The organism is Pantoea sp. X-Soil-YNGN-785 (genome assembly GCF_059730585.1).
In genome coordinates this window covers 2,735,090-2,755,001 of the sequence record NZ_AP035942.1, presented here as the reverse complement: position 1 = coordinate 2,755,001, position 19,912 = coordinate 2,735,090, and the positions used below count along the sequence as shown (strand labels likewise).

Genomic DNA, 19,912 nt, shown 5'->3' with positions numbered 1-19,912 from the left:
AATTATCGCGCAACTTTTCGCGCACTGGCGGCTACCGCTAACAGCAACAGCGCGATCATTAAAAATGCGCCGCTGAGGCTGATCCATTGCGAAATGAATCCGATTAAAGCCGGACCTGAGAGAATACCCGCATATCCCAGCGTTGTCATGGCAGAAATCGCCAGGTTCGCAGGCATATCCTGTTGATTCCCGGCAGCATTGAACAACATCGGCACCGTATTGGACAAACCAAAGCCCACCAGCAGAAATGCCAGCAGGGCGATCTCCGGCCACGGCAGCCAGACTGCCAGCGTCATACCCGCTGCGGCAGTCAGTGCGCCCGTCAGCATCACCGGATAGCGGCCAAAACGCTGGATGATCTTATCGCCGCTAAAACGGCCCAGCGTCATCGCTACTGAAAAGACCGCATAGCCCAGACCCGCATAAGCGGGTGACATCGCCGGATTCTGCAGCAACAGCAGTGCGCCCCAGTCCAGCACCGCCCCTTCCGCCAGGAACAGGATAAAGCAGAGCAGGCCAAGAAATGCGACCCAGCCGCGTGGGATCACTAGCCAGGGCTGATCGGGCTGATGCAGGCGCTGATTCATTAACACCGGCAGTCGCCACAGCAGCAGTAACAGCATCACGGCCATCACTACCAGGGTCGCGTGCAGCGGCGTAAACGCGCGGCTCAGCAACAGGCTCACCGTACCCGCTCCCAGAATCCCGCCCAGGCTGAAGAAGCCATGAAAGCCTGACATCATCGGTTTATCGGCAGCCTGCTCAACCTGCACCGCCTGATAATTCATCGCCACATCCAGCATGCCGAGCCCGGCACCAAACAGCATCAGCGCCGCTGCCATCACCAGATGAGAGTCAGCGGTGGCCAGCAGCGGCATCATAAGCAGCACTAACAGCGTGGAGAAGCCCATGACCCGACGGCAGCCAAACCGTGCCACCAGCGTGCCGGTCACCGGCATCGCGACCAGCGAGCCAATTCCCAGGCAAAGCAGTAATGCGCCCAATGAGGCGCCGCTGAGCTGCAGACGATCGCGGGCAAAAGGCACCAGCGGTGCCCAGGCTGACATCCCTAAACCATTAATCAGAAAGATGGTGCGTGTGCCCCAGTTCAGGCGGCTCTGATACTTATGTTGTTGTGCAGCGTCCAGTGCAGTCATAGGTCAGATTCATCAAGGGTAAAGCGGAAAAGTGTAGCACTGGCCGTGAGTTCAGTGGCCGTTGCGCCTCTTATTAAAGTGGTGCAGCAACATCGTTTAAATGGCAAAACCGGGAGTTTACCGACTTTTGCTGCGCCGCGAATTTTTTCCAGAACTTTCCTGGTATGACCACCACTCACACGGCATGACTTAACTCAAATTTCAATGCTGCTTTTCAACAAGTTGCCACCCAAAAGGCGGAACAGGACCAGCCATAAATGATGGCTGAATCGCATAATTAACAAATTTATTTTTCCGGCCTCAGGTTTTTGAAAGGGTGGTTTTTTAACCAATTTGCATCATTTATGGAAACAGTCAGCAATAAATTGACATGAAAAAACAAGGGCAAAGCGAATTTTCCGAAAACTGAATTTCAGCTATGGCTAATGTAATAAAGATTAAATCATAATGAAATCTGTACATTGAAATTGATTTTTACCAGGGTTACGCTAAAAATTACTTTGTCAGAACCGTTACGTCTTGCGTCAGTCTGTACAACTAAATCTAACAATAATACTGCCATCTTCCGCTTCACCAGGGATGTGTGGTGCAGCTTTGCTTTGCCATTTCAACATACACCAGGTTGAGACGCCTTCTGTGATTCAGAAGGTGAAACTATGTGTGAAGGCCTTAAGCATGAAATAAATTTATGTTTATGGATTCAGTATATTAGCTAATCTGGTGGAATAGAGGTTACAAATGGCAGAACTCACGCAAGGCCGTGTAGACATTATCTCGCGCGAAAACGGCACGCTCCTCTCACAGACCGCTGGCGGTTCGTCACAATCCATCAACCTCACCGAGCCAAGCGTTGTGCGCATCAGCGGCACGCGCGACATGGTGACGCAGTTCGAGCGCCAGGGTAACGATCTCGTGCTGAAAATGCGTGACGGCAGCACGGTACGCTATCAGAAATTCTTCCTCGATGACGCCGAAGGCCAGCACAGCGAACTGGTGTTCGATGATGGGGTTAATCCACCGGAACATGCGCTCTTTCCCCAGACTGCCGAGGGCGCTGAACTCGCCTCCGGTTCGGTTACGCCCACCTATGAGTCACTCGACAGCGTAGAGCCGCTACTGCTGGCGGATAACACCAACACCTCAATGGGCGTGATCACCGCGGGCGGTCTGGGTGTGCTCGGCTTAGCCGGACTGGCCGTGGGTGTAGGTCGTGGTGGAGGCGGCGGTGGAGGGAATGGCGGCGGCAACGATGGCGGCACTGATCCCGGTACACCGGTTACGCCAGGGACGCCTGCCATCACCCTGAATGCATTCGCTGACGATGATGTACTGGATAACGCAGAAAAAAACACCGATCAGGTACTGAGCGGCACTACCAGCAATGTTGAAGCAGGTCAGATTGTTACCGTGACGCTGGGCGGCCAGACCTACAACGCCACCGTGGGTGCGGATGGCAGCTGGAGCGTTACAATCCCGGCTGCGGCGCTGGCAGGACTCGCCGCAGGCACCACCACCATCGACGTCAGCGTCACTAACGCAGCAGGCACGGTGGCCACCGGCAGCCTGCCGATTACCGTCGCCGCCGCCGATCCCGGCACGCCTGCGACGCCAGCTATCAGCCTGAACCCGTTTGCGGGCGATAACCTGCTGGATAACAGCGAAAAAACGACGCCACAAACGGTATCCGGATCTACCAGCAATGTTGAGGCGGGTCAGACAGTTACCGTCACACTGGGCGGCCAGACCTACAACGGCACTGTGGGTGCGGATGGCAGCTGGAGCGTTGCGATTCCGGCTGCGGCACTGGCGGGACTCGCCGCAGGCACTACCACCATAGGCGTCAGCGTCACTAACGCAGCAGGCACGGCGGCCACCGGCAGCCTGCCGATTACCGTCGCCGCCGCCGATCCCGGCACGCCTGCGACGCCAGCTATCAGCCTGAATCCGTTTGCGGGCGATAACCTGCTGGATAACAGCGAAAAAACCACGCCACAAACGCTGTCCGGCTCCACCGGCAATGTCGAAGCAGGGCAGATCGTTACCGTGACCCTGGGCGGCCAGAGCTACAGCGGCAGCGTAGCGGGCGACGGCAGCTGGAACATCACCGTGCCTGCCGATGCGCTGAGCGCGCTGGCCTCCGGCACCACCACCGTCACGGCAACGGTCACTAACCAGGCGGGAACCGCTGCCAGCGGCAGTCTGACTCTTACCGTAGAGGCACCGCTGACCCAGCCGGGGACGCCGGTCATCACCATCGACCAGTTTGCCGGGGATGATATCCTCAGCAATGCTGAGAAAAGCAGTGACCAGCTGCTGAGCGGCTCCACCACCAACGTTGAAGCCGGGCAGATTGTCACCATCACGCTGGGCGACCAGACCTATAGTGCGCTGGTGGATGCACAGGGCAACTGGAGCATCACGCTGTCGCCTGAACTGCTGAATGCGCTGGCCGCCGGGACGGTTGCCATTTCGGCGGTCGTCACCAGTCAGGCTGGCATTGAGGCCAGCGAAAACCGCGCCATCAGCGTCGATACGCCGGTGGTTACGGGCCCGCCAGCGGTCACCGTGGATGACTTTACCGGTGACAATCAGCTGAGTAACACGGAGAAAGCCACCGACCAGACGGTGACCGGCAGCACCAGTAACATCGAACCCGGGCAGCCGGTGACGGTGACGCTGGGCGGTCAGACTTACAGCGGCAGCGTGGACGCGCAGGGCAACTGGAGCGTCACATTGCCATCAGCAGCCCTGAGCGCACTGGCGGCAGGTGAAACCACCCTGACGGTTTCGGTCAGCAATGCTGCCGGTAACACCGTGACCGGCAGCCTGCCGATCAGCGTGGAAGCCCCAGTGACGCAGCCGGGCGAACCGACTGTGACCATCGGTCAGTTTGCCGGGGATGACATTCTCAGCAACGATGAAAAAGGGACGGCCCAGACACTCTCCGGCACGACCACCAATATCGAAGCGGGCCAGACGGTAACCGTCACCCTGGGGGGGCAGACTTATCTGGGCACCGTCGATGGCAGTGGAAACTGGAGTGTGATTATTCCGGCAGCCGCGCTGGGCAATCTGCCTGCGGGCTCGAATGCCATTGGCGTCACCGTCAGTAACGCCGTGGGCCTAACCACCAGCGAAACCCGCGATATTTCGGTGGATGCGCCGACAACAGAGCCAGGCGTACCGGCCCTGACCCTGAATGATTTCGCCGGTGATAACGATCTGAGCAACGATGAAAAGGCGGTTGATCAGCTCGTCAGCGGCACCACCAGTAATGTTGAAGCCGGACAGCTGGTGACGGTTACCCTGGGCGGCCAGACCTACAGCGCCAGCGTGCAGGCTGATGGCAGCTGGAGCGTCACCGTTCCGTCAGCTGCGCTCAACGCGCTGGCCGCCGGCACGACCACACTCACCGTTTCGGTCAGTAATGCGGCGGGCGATGTCGCAACTGCCGCGCAGCCAATCACCGTCGAAGCCCCTGCAACGCAGCCGGGTCAGGCCACCGTGACCATCGACGCCTTTGCCGGAGATGACATCCTCAGCAACAGCGAGAAAGCCAGCGACCAGTTGCTGAGCGGTACCACCACCAATATCCCCGAGGGGCAGCAGGTTACTGTTACGCTGAACGGAGAGACCTTCACCGCCACGGTCGGCGCAGATGGCAGCTGGAGCGTCACGATTCCGGCCAGCTCGCTGGCCGCGCTGACCGCCGGAAGTGCGACCCTGAACGCCACCGTTAACGATTCGCTCGGCACGCCAGTCAGCGAAACCCGCGACTTCCTCGTAGAGTCATCAGGCACCGCGCCAGGCACCCCGACATTAACCATCAATGCCTTTGCTGGCGATAACGTCCTGAGCAACGATGAGAAGCTGGATGCTCAGGCGGTCTCGGGCAGCACCACCAATGTCGAAGCCGGACAGATTGTCACGGTGACGCTGGGCGGCCAGAACTACAGCGGCACGGTCGGCGCCGATGGCAGCTGGAATATCGCGATTCCGGCCAACGATCTCCTTGCTCTGGCTTCGGGCGCTGCCTCGCTGGTCGTGACGGTCAGCAATGCGGCTGGCACGCCCGTCAGCGATACGCTGGCGATTACGGTAGAACCTCTGGTTACCGAGCCGGGCCAGCCGGTGATCACAATCAATCAGTTCGCGGGTGATGACGTCCTGAGTAACGACGAGAAAACCAGCGACCAGCTATTGAGCGGTACCACCACCAACGTTGAGGCGGGCCAGATTGTCACGGTCACGCTGGGTGATCAGACCTACAGCGCTACGGTTGGTGTGGATGGCAGCTGGAGCCTGAGCGTCCCTGCCAGCGCGCTGGCGGCACTGGCGGCGGGCAGTGCCACTATCGCGGCCACGGTCACCAGTCAGGCGGGGGGAACGGTAAGTGAAGATCGGGTGATCGCGGTGGAAGCGCCTGCGGAGCCGGGCACGCCGACAGTCACGATCGCCCTGTTTGCCGGTGATGATCTGGTGGATAATAGCGAGAAGGCCGTCGATCAGACGCTGTCCGGCAGCACCAGCAATGTGGAGGCGGGTCAGACGGTCACCATTACCCTGGGCGGTCAGAATTACAGTGCGCTGGTCAACCCGGACGGCAGCTGGAGCACGCAGATCCCATCTGCGGCGCTCAGTGCCCTGGCGGCAGGCACCACGGCCATCACGGTCAGCGTCACGTCGGTAGCCGGTGCCTTAGCCACCGACAGCCGTGACATTAACGTCGCGCCGGCAGCCGGTGAACCGGGTGTGATCACGATCAGTGAGCCTGTCAGCGTTGATGGTTTCCTTAACCTGCAGGAGCTGAACAGCGATCTGATCATCGGCGGCTCGGCGGTGGGCGTCAATCCGGGCCAGGCGGTGCAGCTTAACTTCAACGGCAACAATTACAGTGCGGTGGTGGGCAGCAACGGCTTCTGGAGCGTCACCGTTCCGGCTGGCGATCTCAGTGGCATCACCGACGGCGTGAAACTGATCTCGGTTACCGCAACTGACGCCAGTGGTGCGCTGCTGACCGACTCCGCTCAGCTGAATGTGGTCACCACCACGCTGCCACAGATCACGCTGGATGAGAGCGCGCTTACCGATGGCATTCTTAATCAGACAGAAGCGGGCAGCGATCTGCTCATCGGTGGCAGCACCGGTAAAGCGGTGGCGGGCCAGTTGGTCGAAGTACAACTCAACGGCAAAACTTACAGCACCACGGTCAATGACGACGGCAGCTGGAACCTGACACTGCCTGCCGCCGATCTCGCCTTACTGCCGCAGGGCGCTAACGGCCTGACCATTACCGCGATTGATGAGGCGGGCAACCGCGTGGACGAGACGCTGAACTTCAGCGTCGACACGCTGCCACCGAACCTGATTGTGGCGGAAGTCGCAGGTGGCGATGGCATTCTTAACAGCGCGGAAGTGGCAGCAGGTGTGCCGGTAAGCGGTTCAGCTGCGCTGCCGGGCGAGCTGGTAACGGTCTCGCTGAACAACGTCGTTTACAGCGCAACCGTGGATGGGCAGGGCAACTGGACGGTGGATCTGCCGCCAGCGGCGCTGCAGGCGCTGTCAGATGGCAGCAGCTATACGCTGGTGGTTACCCTGACCGACGCCAGCGGTAACATCGCGACCCAGTCGCAGACGCTGGCCGTCAGCACGCAGCCGCCGGTTGCCACCGTCACCGCACCGGGCGGGGATGGCGTTCTGACCAGCAATGAGCTCACGGAGCCGCTGGTGATCAGCGGAACCGGCACCGCGGGCGACAGTGTAGCGGTCGGGTTAAACGGTAAAACTTACGCTGCTATCGTGGACGAAAACGGTAACTGGAGTGCATCAGTTCCGATTGCCGATCTTGCCACGCTGAGCAACCAGACTTATCCGGTCACCGTGACCGTGACCGATCAGGCCGGTAACAGCAGCACGCAGGATACCGATCTACGGGTTGCTACCGAAGCGCCTGCTCTGACTCTGAACCCTCTGGACGCTGACGGCGTAATCAACATCAGCGACGCGCAGCAGCCGCTGATTGTCAGCGGAACCGGCGACGAAGGTGACATCATTCGTGTCACGCTCAATAACCTGACCTACAGCGCTGTAGTGGCACAGGGTGGCAACTGGAGTGTAACCGTTCCGGCTGCCGACCTGGCGGGTGTGCCCAACGGTACTCAGCTGGTATCTGTCGTCGCGACGGACGCGGATGGCAATACCACCCCAGCCAGCAGTTCACTGATTTTCGCGACCACGCCGCCACTGCTGGAGGTCTCGACGCCGGGCAGTGATGGTTATATCAACATCGCTGAACACACGCAGGATCTCACCATCGACGGGCGCGGGGGGACGCAGGGCGACACGGTGGCAGTGAGTTTCAATGGCGAAACCTACTCCGCCACGGTTGACACCAATGGCACATGGAGCGTGACGGTGCCCGCCGCCATCATCAGTCAGTTGGGCGATGCACTCTACCCGGTTGACGTGGTAATCAGCGATGCTTACGGCAACAGCACGACCGTCGCCTCCAGTGTCACGGTGCTGGCGGCAACGTCACCGGCGCTGACCATTGATCCTGTGACCGGCGATAATCTGGTCGACAGTGCGGAACAGCTCACTGACATTCTGGTCACCGGTAACGTCACCGGCGTACCGGCAGGCCAGCCGGTATTACTGACCATTAACGGTCAGTCTTACGACGGCGTAGTGCAGGCGAACGGAAGCTGGAGTGTGACCCTGCCCGCCGGATCGCTGGGTGCCGCGGGCGATAAAACCTTTACCGTGGCGATTACCGACGTGGCCGGAAATCCGGCGCTGCCTGCCCAGGGGCAGTTCACCGTGATCACGACCAACGTACCGTCGCTGTCGATTGCCCCGATCAGTGACGACAACGCACTCAACGTGCTGGATGCGCAGAGCGATCTGATCCTCAGCGGCGGTTCCGCAAACCTGCCAGCGAACAGCCCGATCAGCGTGACGCTGGTGCCCGGCGGCACCCTTTACAGCACTACAACCGATGAAAACGGTAGCTGGACTCTGACCGTGCCAGCCGCCGACCTGGCGAACCTGGCGCAGGGTAACACCACCGTTACCGTCACCTCAGGGGATGTACAGACCAGCCAGACGCTGCTGGTGGCAACGACGCCGCTGGCAGAACCCCAAATCAACACGCCTTTCACTGATGGCATTCTCAACACTGAGGAAGCCAGCACAGCGCAGACGCTGACCGGCTCCGTCCAGCCAGGCCAGGCCGTCAGCGTGACCCTGGGCGGCATCAGCTATCCGGCAACGGTAGCGGCAAATGGTGACTGGAGCGTCACGCTGCCGCCAGATGCGCTACAGGCCCTGGCGCAGGGCAGCAATCCCGTTACCGTGACAGTGAGCGATGTCGCGGGTAACAGCACCAGCATCAGCGCACCGCTGACGGTGGATACCGGAGTACCGGTGCTGACCGTTAACCCGATTGCCACCGATGGTATTATCAATGCGGCTGAAACAGCCAGCGATCTGACCGTCAGCGGCACCGTCGCCCCGGGCAGCAGCGTCAGTCTTGTGCTGAATGGTGAGACCTACAGCGCCACGGTCGCCGCGGATGGCAGCTGGACCGCCACCGTACCCGCTGCCGATCTGCAACAGCTGACTGATGGCCGTTACGATCTCAACGTGACCGTTACCAGCGTCAGTGGCAACGTTGCCACCACGCCATTGCCGGTCACCGTGGATACCACCGCACCCGACTTCAGCATTAATGCGCCCGCTGGCGATGGTGTGCTGAACATCGCGGAGCAGGCTGCTGGTTTCAGCTTCAGCGGCGCAGGCAGTGAAGGTGACCGCGTCAGCGTGACGCTGAATGGCGTCACTTATACCGGCACGGTTGATGCGGACGGAAACTGGGCGCTGGCCGTACCGCCTGCTGCGCTTGCCGGTCTGACCAACGGCACCAGCTATCCGGTGGTGGTCACCGTCACCGACGTGGCTGGCAACAGCAGCAGCCAGAACAGTGCGCTGACGGTTGCCACCACGCCGCCTCCGCTGGTGGTTGCGCCGGTCAGCGGGGACAACGCGCTGAACACCGCTGAACTGGCGGAGCCGCTGGTCGTCAGTGGCAGCGGTCAGAACGGCGACATTGTCACGGTCCAGCTCAATGACCAGCTCTACAGCACCACCGTCGGCGTGAATGGGCAGTGGACGCTGCAAATCGATGCTAATGATCTGGCGGCGCTGCCTCCGGGCACGAATCCGCTCACCGTTACCGAAATCAATGCTAACGGCAACCAGAGCAGCCAGGTGGTTGATCTCAATGTGGCAACCTCGCCGGACGTGCAGCCTGTGCTGACCGTCGACAGCAGCACCTTTGCCGGTGACGGTATCGTCACGGCCGCAGAACAGTTACAGCCGGTTACGGTGCGCGGCAGCAGCAGTAACGTCGAGGCGGGCCAGCAGGTCGTCATCACCCTGAACGGCACGGACTACAGCGGCGTGGTCGGGGCCAGCGGCAACTGGAGCATTACGCTGCCTGCGGGCGTACTGGCGGAACTGGGCGAGGGCAGCCAGACGCTGAACGTCAGCGTGATCAACGCCGTTGGCAATACCGCCACCAGCCCGCTTAACTTCACTGTGGACAACACGCTGCCATCGATCGCGCTGGCACCGATCGGCGACGACAACTACCTCAATGCCCAGGAGCTGGGCGGTGCCGTTGTGGTCAGCGGCAGCACCAGCGGCCTGCCTGAGGGCAGCATTATTACCGTGCTTGCCAACGGCACCACAGCCAGCACCAGCGTGGCGGCCGATGGAAGCTGGAGCCTGACCTTACCAGCTGGCACCTTTAACGGCGCAGCCGATGGCCCGCAGACGATTACCGCTACGGCCACCGACGGCAGCGGACAACAGCTTGCCACCAGCGACGCTACCCTGACGGTGGTGGCCAGTGCACTGCCGGTGGCCACCCCTGGCGTGGCCTTTGATGACGGTATTCTCAACGGCGACGAAGCCGTCAGCGGCGGCGTGATCACCGGTAACACCGGCGTACCTGGCGACGGCCAGACGGTTATCGTCACGCTGGGCGGCACTAACTACAGCGGCACGGTCGACGCAGCGGGTAACTGGCAGGTCGCGGTTCCGCCAGCGGCCCTCTCTGCGCTGCCACAGGGCACCACGCCTTACACCGTGGTGGTCAGTGATGTGGCAGGCAACAGCAGCCAGGCTGACGGCAGCCTGGTGGTGGATACCCTGCCACCGGTGCTGAACTTCATCACCCCCTCCGATGGCATTATCAATGCCGCTGAGAGTCAGCAGCCGCTGACGCTGACCGGCAGCAGTGAAGCCAATGCGCTGATTGTGGCCAGCTTCAACGGCATCAGCCTGAGCACCACCGCAGACGTCAACGGTAACTGGTCGCTGGATCTGCCCGCCACGGTTTATACCGGGCTGGGCAACGGCACCTATCCTCTGACCGTGACCGCCAGCGACGCAGCAGGCAATGCCACCACCACCAGCCGCGATCTGGCGCTGAAAGTGGAGGCGGGCACGCTGCCGACCCTGACGCTGGATGCCTTTGCCGGTAACAATGTGGTCGATGGTGCGGAACGCCTCACCGATCAACGTCTGACCGGCACCACCACCAACGTCGAAGCGGGCCAGCTGGTCACCGTCACCCTTGATGGCACGGTCTACAGCGCCGCCGTGCAGGCGAGCGGAGCATGGAGCCTGATCGTGCCAGCCGGTGCGCTGGCGGCAATTGCGGATGGCAGCGCCAGTTTCACCGTGGCGGTCAGCGACGTGGCGGGCAACACCACCACCACTAATCTCACCTTTGACGTTAATAGCAACGCGTCTGGCCTGGCGATGGATGCCATCAGTCAGGACAACTACCTGAATGCGCAGGAACTGGGTCAGCCGCTGATTGTTACCGGCACCTCAGCGAATGTGCCTGAAGGCAGTCTGGTCACGCTGCTGTTTAACAACATCAGCTACACCGCGCAGGTCTCGGCCAGTGGTCGCTGGAGCGTGATCGTTCCGGCTGAGTCACTGACGGCACTCGCCGACGGGCCTTACACCGTCACGGTCACCGCGACGGACAGCGGCGGGGCGACCCTCAGCAGCGAAGCCGCGCTCAGCGTGCTGGCGGCGCTGCCAGCTCCGCAGATCGTCTCTGCTTTTGGCGATGGTCTGCTTAACAGCAGCGAAATCACCACGCCACAAACTCTGAGTGGCACTACAGGTGTGACAGGTGACGGCCAGACGGTGAACGTGGTTCTCAACGGCGTGACCTACAACGGCACGGTCGACAGCAATGGCAACTGGCAGGTCAGCGTGCCTGCCTCCGCGCTGGCCGATCTGCCGGAGGAGACGCTTAACTACACCGTTAACGTGCAGGATGCGGCGGGTAACACCGGCAGCAGCCAGGGCAGTGTCACGGTCGATCTGACGCCACCAACCCTGTCGCTTGATCCGGTTGCGGGCGATAACAGCGTCAATATCGCCGAAAGCACCGCGCCGATTGTGCTCAGCGGTAGCAGTAATGCCGAAGCCGGTCAGCAGGTCACTCTTACTCTTAACAACCAGATCTGGACCACCACCGTGACCCAGGATGGTGACTGGAGCCTGACGCTGCCTGCGGGTGCCCTGGCAGGGATTCCGGCCGGTGCGTATACCCTGACCGTGACGGTCAGTGATGCGGCGGGCAATCCGGTTACTGAAACGCGTGAAATCACCGTCGCAACCGGTGCCCTGTCGGTCAGCATTAATACCCCGTTTGGCGATGGCTACCTTAGCCAGGCTGAAACGGCGATCAGTCAGACGCTGAGCGGCAGCACCGGCGTCGTGGGCGAGGGCCAGACCGTCAGCGTGACGCTGGGCGATAATGACTACACTGCCACAGTCGATGCGCAGGGCAACTGGACGCTGACCTTAACGCCAGCGCAGGTGCAGGAACTGGCTGAGGGCGTGACGACCCTGGTGGTCAATGCCAGCGATGCCGCCGGTAACAGCGGTTCGCTGACCAGCGCAGTTACCGTCGATCTCACCCCGCCTGCGTTAAGCATTAACCCTATCGGCGGTGACAACATCATCAATTCAGTTGAGGTGCTGGAAGCTGTTGCTATCAGCGGAACAGCCTCAGTTGCGGATGCCGGACAAACGGTCACGGTCAGTTTCCAGAATACCGATTACACCGCCCGGGTACTCTCTGATGGCACGTGGCAGGTGACCCTGCCTGCCGCTGTCGTGCAGGGGCTGGCGGATGGCAGCTATCCGGTCGATGTGACGATCAGAGATGCGGCGGGTAACCTGACCACGGCGACCCAGACGCTGACGCGTGATGCGGACAGCCTGAATCTGCCGACCCTGGCCATTGGGACAATCAGTGATGATAACTTCCTTAACCAGGCAGAGTCGCTGCAGGATCTGAGCATCGGAGGCACCAGCACCAATCTGGTGGAAGGCCAGCTGGTAACGGTAACGCTGAACGCCATTCAGTACAGCGGCACGGTGGCCGCAGATGGCAGCTGGACCGTGACCGTGCCGGCCGCCGATCTGGGCAATCTGCCGGATGGCGATCAGCTGCTGGTCGTCGTCTCAGCGGATACCTCTGGCAACCCGGCCAGTGCCAGCGCCAGTCTGGTCGTGCTGGCCAGCGCGCTGGTTCAGCCAACGCTGACCCTGAACGTGGTGGCAGGCGATGATGTGATCAATGCTACTGAGGCCGCTGCGGATGTCGCTGTCAGCGGTGGCAGCACCCTGCTGGCGGCAGGAACGCCGGTAACCGTGTCGTTTAACGGTACTGATTACAGCACCACGATTGATGCTGACGGCAACTGGACGGTGACGGTACCGTCTGCAGCCTTCATCAACGTTGCGCCGGGCAGCACGCAGACCTTTACCGTCACCGCCAGTGATGTCGCCGGTAACCCGGCGGTCGCCACGCAGGAGGTCAGCTTCAGCACCACACCGCCTGTGCTGACGGATATTACGGTCAATGCGGGTGACACGCTAAACCTGGCGGAGTCGCTGCAGGATCTCACTATCAACGGCACCACCACGGGCGCACTGCCGGTGACGGTGACGCTGAATAACGTCAGCTATACCACCACGGCGGATGCGGACGGGAACTGGACCCTCACCATTCCCACAGCCGATGTGCAGCAGCTGGCAGATGGCCCTAACGCCATCACCGTGTCGGTCACTGACGCGGCGGGCAATGTCACTACCGACACCACCACCATACTGGATGTGGCGTTTAATACCCTGCCAGCGCTGACTCTGAACACGCCGTTTGGCGACGCGCTGGTCAGTGCAGCAGATGCCGCCGCGCCATTAACGCTGAGTGGTGACAGCACTAATCTGCCGGAAGGCAGCGTAGTGAATATTACCGTCGGCACACAGACTTTCAGCACCACGACCGATGCCAGCGGCAACTGGACGCTGAACCTGGCAGCGGGCGCACTGACGGGCCTGGACGATGGACTGACACAGGTGGTGGTCACCGCCACGGATGCGGCAGGAAATCCGGCGCAGGTTACCGCAGGCGTTGAAATCCTGCAGGCCCCGCCGGTTTCCGCCAACTTTGCTGCAACACAGTTCGGCGATAACGTGATTAACATCAGTGAAGCGGGTTCCGTTCAGCTGGTCACAGGCACGTCTAATCCTGTTGCGGGCCAGACCCTCAGCGTCACAGTCGGCGATGACAACATCCCGCTGTCGGTGACGGTCGATGCCAGTGGCAACTGGACAGCCAGCCTGACGCCGGAGGTGATCGCCAGCCTGGGTGCCGGTGAACACACGCTGACCCTCACCACCACGGATCGGGCCGGTAACAGCATCACAGAGACGCAGACCTTTGTCTCAGCGATTACCCCGATTGGCGCGCCAACGCTGGATACGCCATTTACGGATGGCCGTCTTAACGCGGCGGAAGCGGCAACGGACGGTATCCTGACCGGTACGGTCAACAGTGCTGATCCGGCCTCGGTGGCGGTGACTATCAATGGCACCGTCTATGCCGCGACGCTCACTGCTGGCGGTGCAGGCTGGTCACTGACTCTGCCGCCTGCCGTATTGCAGTCACTGCCGGATGGCAACCTGCCGGTCAGCGTGACCGTCACCGACGTGAACGGCAACATCGGCACCACCAGTGGTTCGCTGCTGGTCGCTGTCAATACGCTGCCGGATGTCACGCTGATCCTGCCGTTTGGTGACGGTGCGCTGAACGCCACCGAAGCGGGAACAGAGCAAATCCTCAGTGGCACCACCGGCATTACCGGTGCAGGACAGACGGTATCGGTGCTGATCGCCGGCTTTAACGGCGACCAGCCGCTGGCCGCCACGGTGCAGAACGATGGCAGCTGGTCGCTGGCCCTGTCGCCAGCGCAGTTAGCCACCTTCACCAGCGGCACGCATACCATTACCGTGACCGCTACCGACATTGCGGGTAACAGTGACGTGACGGCCCTGAGTGTGGTAACCGAAGTGGCTGTGCCGGTGCCGACCTTCACGCCTGGCGCGTTTGGCGGCGATAACGTCCTGAACATCAGTGAAGCCGCGGCAGGGGTCACCCTGACCGGCACCACCGGCAGCGTGGGGGATAATCAGGCGGTCAGCATTACTGTTAATCTCAATGGCAGCCTCTATTCCGGCACGGTGGATGGCAACGGTAACTGGACCGTTGACCTTCCTGGTAACGCGCTGAGTTCTCTGGGTAACGGGACGCAAATCCTGACGGTTAACGTCGTGGATGCGGCGGGTAACAGCGCATCGGCGCAGCTGCCGTTCACCACCGATCTCAGCGCGCCGCAGCCTGGGGTCAATCCGCAATTCCTCGGTGATTATGTGAATAGCAGCGATGTTGCCGCAGGGATTACGCTGAGCGGTACCACCGGTGAGGCGGGCGCAAATCAGACGGTGCAGCTGACGCTGGGCGGCAACACTTACAGCGCCACAGTGGATGCGAATGGTAACTGGACGGTGCCGCTGACCCAGGCGCAGCTTTCAGCGCTGCCGGATGCTACCTATCCGGTTACCGTGACGGCCACCGATGCGGCAGGCAACAGCACGACGATTAACAGCTCACTGGTACTCGACACCACGCCACCGGTACTGACCACTAACGCCTTTGCCGGCGACAATGCACTGAACTACGCCGAGAGCATTCAGCCGCAGATCCTTAGCGGCACGGCAACGGGCGCAGAGACGGGTGCCGTGGTCACGGTCTCGCTGAATGCCACGACCCTCGGCACCGCCGTGGTTGACGGTAACGGCAACTGGAGCGTGACGCTGACGCCAGAGCAGATGGCCACCTTTGGCGCATCCACAACCCTGGCGCTGGCAGTGACTGACCTGGCAGGTAACACAGCCAATGATGAGGTTGCGCTTGCGGTTAACCTGACGCCACCGCCAGGCCCGCTGGTGACGCTGGGCACGGTTTCGGGCGACAACATCATCAGCACCCAGGATGTCGCGGGTGGCGTCGTCCTGAGCGGCACCTCGGCTAACCTTGGTGCAGGCGGGGTGGTGACGGTGTTAATCAACGGTCAGACCTACGCCACCACGCTGGATGGGTCAGGCAACTGGTCAACGGCTGCGTTGCCGATCAGCGCCTTTGGCAATGCGGACGGCAGCGTCGCCATCACGGTGAATGCCACCGACGGCACGACTCCTGTCACCGTCAGCGGTAACGTGCTGATTGATCTGACGCCACCGGCCCTGACGATCAATGCCTTTGCGGGTGACAACCAGGTCAATGGTAATGAAAGCGCTACCAGCCAGACCATCAGCGGCACCGCCGATGTCGGTGAAGCAGGCCGTACGGTGGTTGTGACCTTCAATAACCAGACGTACAGCGCAGTAGTGCAGAGTAACGGCAGCTGGTCCACCACCGTTCCTGCCAGCGCGATGCAGGCCCTGACCGATGGCAGTACGCCGGTGATCACCGCGCAGTTGTCAGATGTCGCCGGTAACGTGACGACCGTGACACAGCAGGTGACGGTGGATACCGCCGCGCCGCTGGTCCAGGTTGACGCGCTGGCGGGCGATAACGTGCTTAACGCCGCTGATCTGGCCGTCAGTCAGGTACTGACCGGCAGCGCGCAGGGCGCAGAAGGCCAGACCATCGGCCTCTACCTGGGCGATGCCGCGCCGATCGCTACCGCAACGGTGGGTGCAGATGGTCGCTGGAGCATTGATCTTGCACCGAATGTCCTGTCGGGTCTCACTGACGGCGCGCTGGTGTTTGGCGTGCGGGTCAATGACAGTGCAGGAAATCAGACCGACGCGACGCTGACGGTCAACAAAGTGGTTAACAGTGCGCTGACGCTGGTGGTTGATTCGGTATTCGGCGACGGCACGCTCAGTGCGCTGGATACCACGGTGGCGCAGACCATCTCCGGAACTGCGACGTCGGCTGGTGTCGGGGCCACGGTATCGGTGGTGCTGGGCGGCGCCACGCTCTCTGCTTCTGTGGGTCAGGATGGCAAATGGGCCATCTTGGTGCCACCTGCGGTGCTGGATCTGGTCACCGACGGCAATCTTGCGGTTAACGTTACCCTGACCGATGCGGCGGGCAACACCCGCACCGTGGGTGAAACCGTGACGGCGATTGTCGATGCGGTGCCGGTGGTGGGCGCCCTCACCGGGCTGTTTGGCGGCGATAACCTGCTGAACATTGCGGAAGCGGCAGCCGGACAGCTGGTGGGTGGCGTAATCAGTAACGCGGCGGCAGGTTCCCAGGTGACGGTGACCTTCGGCAGTAAAACTTACAACACCACCGTACAGGCGGGCGGAGCATGGAGCGTTAGCCTGCCGGGCAGCGATCTCACCTCACTGCTGGATGGCAATCTGACGCTGGGCGTCAGCGTCCGGGATGCGGCGGGTAACGTCGCCTCGAATAGCGCGACGATCGGCATCTTTACCCAGACACCATCCATTTCCCTGACCTCTCTGTTTGGCGATGGCGTGCTGAATCTGGCTGATATCGCCACCGGCCAGGTGATCAGCGGGGTGGTGAACAACGTTGCGCAGGGCAGTGTGGTGACGCTTTCGGTGGGCAGCAGCCAGCTGACCGCGACCGTGGGTGCGGGCGGTGCCTTCAGCGCCACGGTGACGCCAGATATCCTGGGCACCCTGGCGCAGGGCAACCTGACGGTCGGGGCGTCGGTAACGGATGCAGCGGGGAATACCGCCAGCACCAGCGCCGGTATTCGCGTCGATACGCTGCTGCCAACCATCACGGTAAATCCGCTTTTCGGTGACGGTCTGCTGAACGTGGCGGATGCGCTGGTCACGCAGGTGATTGGCGGCGTCGTCGGCGGTGCAGAAGCGGGATCGCGTGTCGTCGTATCGGTGGGTTCTCAGCAGTTTGTAACGGCAACTGATACCAGCGGCAACTTTAACGTTTCACTGACGCCTGCGCTGCTGCAGGGCATTGCGGATGGCAATCTCACCGTCGGCGTCAGCGTCACTGACAGCGCCGGTAACACCAGCAGCACCACCGCCGGCGCGCTGGTGGGTATTCACAATCTGCCGAAGGTTACGCTCAATCCGTTGTTTGGTGATGGCGTGCTGAACCTGGCGGAATCGCTGGTGAGCCAGACTATCAGCGGCACGGTCTCCGGCGTGGCAGCGGGCAGCAGCGTCAGGCTGGCCATTGGCAACACAACGGCCACTGCGCTGGTCAACGCCGATGGCACGTTCTCCACCACCGTTTCGCCAGCCGTGCTCTCGACGCTGCTGAACGGTAACTTTACTGTCAGCGCGGCGGTCACTGACCTGGTCGGCAACGTCAGCAGCACCAGCGCAGGCGTGTCACTGGGACTGGTGCAGCCAACCCTGACGGTGAATACGGTATTCGGCGACGGGGTGCTGAGCGCAGCCGATCTGGCCTCGAACCAGACCCTGAGCGGGACCTCCAGCCTGTCAGCCGGCTCTACTGTCAGCGCCACGCTGAACGGCCTGACCTACACCACCAAAGTGGTAAGTGGCGGTAACTGGAGCATCAGCGTTCCGAAAGCGGATCTTGCCGCAATCACTGACGGCAGTAAAACCGTGACGGTGACCGGCACCGATGCCTACGGAAACGTGGCGAACAGCAGTGGAACACTGAGCGTTATCAGTCAGTCGACGCCTGTGGTCGCCATTACCTCACTGTTTGGTGACAATGCCCTCAGTGCAGCCGATGTCAAAACCGCGCAGACTATTTCAGGCACCGCCAGTAACGCCGAAGGATCGGTGGTACGCGTTACGCTGGGTGGCCAGACTTACAGCACCACGGTGAGCAGCAACGGCAACTGGAGTCTCTCTGTGCCAGCGGCTAACCTCGCTGCGATTGCGGATGGTCTGCAGACCGTGACGGCCAGCGTCATCAACGGCGCAGGCACCAACGGCGCCACCTCGGCGTCGCTGGGTGTGGTGAGTCACACTACGCCGACCGTCACTGTGAATAGTTTCTTTGGTGGCGATGGTTATCTCAATATTGCGGAAGCCAATACGGCTGAAACCATCAGAGGAACCAGCACCAACGCGGCGGGCGGCACCGTAACGGTTAACATGGCAGGTAATGTCCTCACCACGACCATCGGCGCGAATGGGGCATGGAGCATCAGCGTGCCGTCAGCGACGCTGAAAGGGATCGCAGATGGCAGCCATCCGCTGACCGTCACGGTGACGGATATTGGGGGCAATACCGCGACCAGCACCAGCAGCTTTACTGCGCTGTCCCATAATCAGCCGCTGGTCGGGGTTGATCCGGTGCTTAGCATCGTCGGTTCTCTGCTTACCGGCCTGGTCGTGCAGGGGGGATCGCTGAATGCATCTCAGGGATCGAAAGTCAGCGTGACGCTGCTGCTCTCCAACGGCAGCAACGGACCGACGCTGAATACCACCACCGATGCCCTGGGGCGTTACGCGGTTAACTTCTCACCGTCACTGCTGTCGGTGGGTGGCCTGCTACTGTCGCTGAACACGCTGGCAAAAGTCTCCATCACTGACGTGGCCGGTAACAGCTATACCACTACCAATACCCTATTGCTGGGTTCGGTGCTGCCGGTAACGCTGGCGGCCACCGAGTCGGTGGCACTTTTCTCGGTGGCGGATGACAGCGCCACCGTCGCCAGTGCCAGCGTGGAAACGCAGCATAACAGCAGCACCAGCAGCGACGATAACAGCGCCCATGTAGCCGTGGCCTCGACGCTGATTACCGATGCGGATACGGTGACGCCGGTCAGCAGCAGTGAAACCGTGGTGGCCAGTGACACCGCTGTGGCGGCGGCACCGGCAGAGGAGGTGGGTTACACCATTGGCGGCGTCGTGATTACGCTGGCCGATGGCAGTACGGCAGAGGGCGCTTCGGTGACCGGCAGCAGCGGGGCGGATACCGTGACGGTCAGCGACCTTAACTTTACCCATATTGATGGCGGCGCAGGCACCGATACACTGGTGCTGAATGGTGAATATCTCAATCTGGATCTCACCGCGCTGGGCCTGAAAGTTGAACACATTGAAGTGCTCGATTTGGGTAAAACCGGCACCAACTCTGTGAAACTCGATCTCAATGAGGCACTTAATATTACGGACAAACAGAGTGATGATTTGCTGATCAAAGGCGCAGATGGCAGTCAGGTCACACTGGCGAACAGCAACGGCGGTATCTGGGAAGTGACCGGCGAGCGCACGGTGGAAGGCAGAGTCTTTGAGATCTACCACAACTCGGCGCTGAGCAGTGAGAACACCCTGGGTGATGTGCTGGTGCAGCAGAACCTGCAGGTCCACGTGGCGTAGTCACA

At 61.2% G+C, this 19,912-nt stretch carries 2 protein-coding genes; one reads left to right on the top strand and one right to left on the bottom strand.

Annotation, left to right across the window (positions count from 1 at the left end; translation table 11 throughout):
- Positions 1-2: 2 nt before the first annotated feature.
- Entirely contained in the window at positions 3-1,157 is a 1,155-nt protein-coding gene (locus AC6I8E_RS12715) for an MFS transporter (protein WP_497824064.1), read from the bottom strand.
- 738 nt (positions 1,158-1,895) lie between these two features.
- On the opposite strand from AC6I8E_RS12715, the gene AC6I8E_RS12710 reads away from it, so the two are divergent.
- Positions 1,896-19,907, top strand: a complete 18,012-nt coding sequence (locus AC6I8E_RS12710; protein ID WP_497824063.1) for an Ig-like domain-containing protein — start codon at positions 1,896-1,898, stop codon at positions 19,905-19,907.
- The last annotated feature ends 5 nt before the right edge of the window (positions 19,908-19,912 follow it).

Excerpts from the sequence above, each read along its gene's own strand:
- AC6I8E_RS12715 (WP_497824064.1), bottom strand. The coding sequence starts at position 1,157 with ATGACTGCACTGGACGCTGCACAACAACATAAGTATCAGAGCCGCCTG.
- AC6I8E_RS12710 (WP_497824063.1), top strand. The coding sequence starts at position 1,896 with ATGGCAGAACTCACGCAAGGCCGTGTAGACATTATCTCGCGCGAAAAC.